The organism is Micromonospora maritima (assembly GCF_902825405.1).
Taxonomy (GTDB): domain Bacteria; phylum Actinomycetota; class Actinomycetes; order Mycobacteriales; family Micromonosporaceae; genus Micromonospora; species Micromonospora maritima.
On sequence record NZ_CADEAU010000470.1, the window covers coordinates 1 to 4,089 of the forward strand.

The following is a 4,089-nucleotide window of genomic DNA, read 5'->3' on the forward strand; positions in this document are numbered from 1 at the left end:
GAGGACCTGCGGGCGGCGTTCGCGCGCCGCGGCGTCGTCGCCCCGTGGCGGCACCAGGCCGAGGCCGCCGAGCTGGCGTACGCGGGGCAACACGTCGTGGTGGCCACCGGCACGGCGTCCGGCAAGTCCCTGGCCTACCAGCTGCCGGCGCTCAGCACGCTGCTCACCGACCCGCGCGCCACCGTGCTCTACCTGGCCCCCACCAAGGCGCTCGCCGCCGACCAGCTGCGCGCCGTCGCCGGCCTGGAGCTGGAGGGGGTACGCCCCGCCACCTACGACGGGGACACGCCGCGCGCCGAACGGGAGTGGATCCGCCGGCACGCCCGCTTCGTGCTGACCAACCCCGACATGCTGCACCACGGCATCCTGCCCGGGCACGCGCACTGGTCCGGCTTCCTGCGCCGGCTCGCGTACGTGGTGGTCGACGAGTGCCACACCTACCGGGGCGTCTTCGGCTCGCACGTCGCGCACGTGCTGCGGCGGCTGCGCCGGCAGTGCGCCCGCTTCGGGCGTACGCCGGTGTTCCTGCTGGCCTCGGCCACGTCGGGTGACCCGGCGACGACGGCCGGGCGGCTCACCGGACTGCCCGTCACCGCCGTCACCGAGGACACCTCGCCGCGCGGCGGGGTGACGTTCGCGCTCTGGGAACCGCCGCTGCTGCCGCCCACCGACTCGTCCGTCGACACCGACCTCGTCCAGGTCCGGCGCTCCGCGCTGCGCGAGACCGCCGACCTGCTCGCCGACAGTGTGGTCGAGGGGGTACGCACGCTCGCGTTCGTGCGGTCCCGCCGGGGCGCCGAGGTGGTCGCCGCGAACGCCCGCAGGTCGCTCGACGAGGCGGTGCCCGGCCTCGGCGACCGGGTGGCCGCCTACCGGGCCGGCTACCTGCGCGAGGAACGCCGCGAGCTGGAACGGGCACTGCTGCACGGCGACCTGCTCGGCCTCGCCTCCACCAACGCGCTCGAACTCGGCGTCGACCTGGTCGGGCTGGACGCGGTGCTGATCTGCGGCTGGCCGGGCACCCGGGCGTCGCTGTGGCAGCAGGCCGGGCGGGCCGGGCGCTCCGGCGACGAGGCCCTCGCGGTGCTGGTGGCCCGGGACGACCCGCTCGACACCTACCTGGTGCACCACCCGGAGGCGCTGTTCGGGCGACCCGTCGAGGCCACCGTGCTCGACCCGGCCAACCCGTACGTGCTCGCGCCGCAACTCGCCTGCGCCGCCCACGAGGCCCCGCTCACCCCGGCCGACCTGGACCTGTTCGGCGAGGGCGCGAAGGAGGCGGTGGACTCGCTGGTCGAGGCGGGCGCGCTGCGGCAGCGGCCCACCGGCTGGTACTGGCGGCACCGGGAACGCCCCGAGGTCGACCTGCGCGGCGAGGGCGGCGCCCCGGTCTGCGTGGTGGAGGAGTCCACCGGCCGGCTGCTCGGCACCGTCGACGGCGGGTCGGCGCACTTCCTGCTGCACACCGGCGCGGTCTACCTCCACCAGGGCGTCTCGTACGTGGTCGACTCGCTCGACCTGGCCGACGGGTGCGCGCTCGTGCACGCCGAGGAGCCGGACTGGTCCACCCACGCCCGCGACGTGACCTCGCTGTCCGTGGTCTCGGTCCGCTCGTACGTCGACGCCGGCCCGGTCGGGCTGTTCCTCGGCGAGGTGGACGTGACCAGCCAGGTGGTGTCCTACCAGCGGCGGCGCATCGCCACCGGCGAGGTGATCGACACCCGCCCGCTCGACCTGCCCGCGCGCGAGCTGCGCACCGTCGCGGTCTGGTTCACGCTCTCCCCCGGCTCGCTGGCCGCCGCCGGCGTGGAGGCGGCGGACGTGCCGGGCGCGCTGCACGCCGCCGAGCACGCCGCGATCGGCCTGCTGCCGCTGATGGCAACCTGCGACAGGTGGGACATCGGCGGGCTCTCCACCGCCCTGCACCCGGACACCGAGGCGCCGACCGTCTTCGTCTACGACGGCCACCCGGGCGGGGCGGGCTTCGCCGAGCGGGCGTACGGGACGGCCGCCGCGTGGCTGCGCGCCACCCGGGACGCGATCGTCGAGTGCGGGTGCGAGACGGGTTGCCCGTCCTGCGTCCAGTCCCCGAAGTGCGGCAACGGCAACAACCCGCTGGCCAAGCCGGAGGCGATCACGGTGCTCGACGTGGTGCTCGCCAACCTGGCCACGCGGCCCGACGGTCCGGGGCCGGGGCGGGTCGGATCACTGCCCCGCCAGGGTGAGCGGACGGTTCACCCGTCCCCCTCCGGGCCCGGCGCGCCGGACTGACCGGCCGCCTGACTCACCGGCCGCCACCTCGGGGAGGTGGTGGCATCGGCAGGCCGCCGACCCCGCCAGTTCCCCGAGCTGGTGTCGATCATGGGAGGCCGGGGCGCGTCCGTGTCTGGTGGGTGGGACGCGTGCATGAGCAGGGCGGTGTCGGGGCATTGATGCATGGGAGCGCTTCCATGCATCATTTCGGTAGCGCCGAGAACCCAGACCCGTCCCGCCGGAGGTGCCGCCGTGGCCGACACGATCGCCGAGACCGTCGAGCTGCTCTACACCATCGACCAGGAGAACCTCACTCCGGACCAGCAGATCGCGCTGGGCACGGCACTGGCGAACCTGGCCCAGGCGGAGCGGCTGGAACAAATCAACGAACGCCTGCGCGGCATCCACCAGGTGCTGAACAGCTGGGCCATGAAGGCCACGGTCGACGGCGGGCGCTGATCCGCGCGCGCCCGCTCTCTGACGTGGCGGCATCCGGCGGGCTCGACCGCGCCACCCCGACGTAACGGCGCGCCCCGGGGCCACAGGTGCGGAAGTGGCGCGGCCCGGGGCGACAGGTGCCGAACCGGCGCGGACGGACGCGTCGACGTGCAGGCGCGCCGTGGTCGCCGTGCTGTGCGAGACTCCGGCGACCCCTCGAAGGAGATCAGATGTCGCTCGACAACCTGCAGGCCCAGCACCGGTTCATCGTCCGTCAGCGGATCCGGATGATGGTCAACCAGTACGAGGTGCACGCCGTGGCACCGGACGGCTCCGAGGGCGGGCTGCTCGCGTTCGCGCAGCAGAAGCGGCTCGCCTTCAAGGAGCAGGTGACCATCTACACCGACGACACCAAGCAGTACCCCCTTCTCGGCTTCAAGGCCCGCCAGCGGCTCGACCTCGGCGCCACCTACGACGTGACCGACCACGCCGGCACCCCGATCGGCCTGTTCCGCAAGGACTTCGCCCAGTCGCTGCTGCGGTCCACCTGGCACGTCGAGCAGCCCGGCCTGCCCGCCGCGACCGGTCAGGAGCGCAGCCTGCCGGTGGCGCTGCTGCGCCGCTTCGTCGACTCGCTCTCCTGGCTGCCCTACCACTTCGACTTCGTGGCCGGCGGTCAGCCGGTGTTCACCGTCGACAAGAAGTGGGGCCTGCGCGACCGGTACGTCGTCGACATCCAGCACCCGCAGATCGACCGTCGACTGGTCATCGCCATGGCGATCGGCCTGGACGCGCTCCAGTCCCGCTGACCCTCCGCCCGGCCCTGAACGGGCTGGTCCGCACCCGCCGCCCGGCCCTGACCGGGCCGGCCCTCACCCGCCGCCGGCCCCGATCGGGCCAGCCCTCGACGTGGCGGTGGCGACGCGGGCCAGGCCTGGCAGAGGCGCCACCCGCACCTGTGCCGTGACGACGAGGTCGAGCCCGTCGACCCGGCACCCGGTCAGCCGGCCACCGTTGGCCGAGACCAGCGCGGCAGCCTGCGCACAGGCGACATCGACGCCGTCGAGCACCCGGACAGCGCCCGCGAGTGCGCCGAAGTCGGCCGCGACGCGGGCCTGGTGACGCGCGCACCGGGCGGCACCGAGCCCGGCCCCGAACAGCCCGACGAGCACGAACACCAGACCGACCGCGAGCAGGCACACCGTCGCGCCGCCCCGCTCGGCCGACGGCCGCCGGGTCACGGACGACGACCTCCCCGGTCTCACGGCACGGGCCCGGGGAGCCCGGGTTCCACGGCGGCCACCGCGACGCCGGACACGGTCAGCCCGGGCAGCCGCGCGCCGAACGTCCGGACCGGCACCCGGACGGACGCGGTCACCCGGTCGCCGGCCACGCTCA

At 74.8% G+C, this 4,089-nt stretch carries 4 protein-coding genes; 3 read left to right on the plus strand and 1 reads right to left on the minus strand.

Annotated features, from left to right (window positions below):
• The 3 genes from HUW36_RS27255 to HUW36_RS27265 all read left to right on the plus strand — a co-directional run.
• On the plus strand, positions 1 to 2,271 hold a 2,271-nt coding region (locus HUW36_RS27255), incomplete at its 5' end, for a DEAD/DEAH box helicase (RefSeq protein ID WP_174530757.1).
• A 234-nt stretch (positions 2,272 to 2,505) separates the two neighbouring features.
• On the plus strand, positions 2,506 to 2,712 hold the full coding sequence (locus HUW36_RS27260; RefSeq protein WP_099162875.1) for a hypothetical protein: 207 nt from the start codon (positions 2,506 to 2,508) through the stop codon (positions 2,710 to 2,712).
• Positions 2,713 to 2,921: 209 nt separating this feature from the next.
• Positions 2,922 to 3,500, plus strand: a complete 579-nt coding sequence (locus tag HUW36_RS27265) for an LURP-one-related family protein (RefSeq protein ID WP_174530758.1) — start codon at positions 2,922 to 2,924, stop codon at positions 3,498 to 3,500.
• Between the two features lie 63 nt (positions 3,501 to 3,563).
• Here the strand turns inward: HUW36_RS27265 and HUW36_RS27270 are convergent, their stop codons facing one another.
• On the minus strand, positions 3,564 to 3,932 hold the full coding sequence (locus HUW36_RS27270) for an Rv3654c family TadE-like protein (RefSeq protein ID WP_246248346.1): 369 nt from the start codon (positions 3,930 to 3,932) through the stop codon (positions 3,564 to 3,566).
• Positions 3,933 to 4,089: the final 157 nt, after the last annotated feature.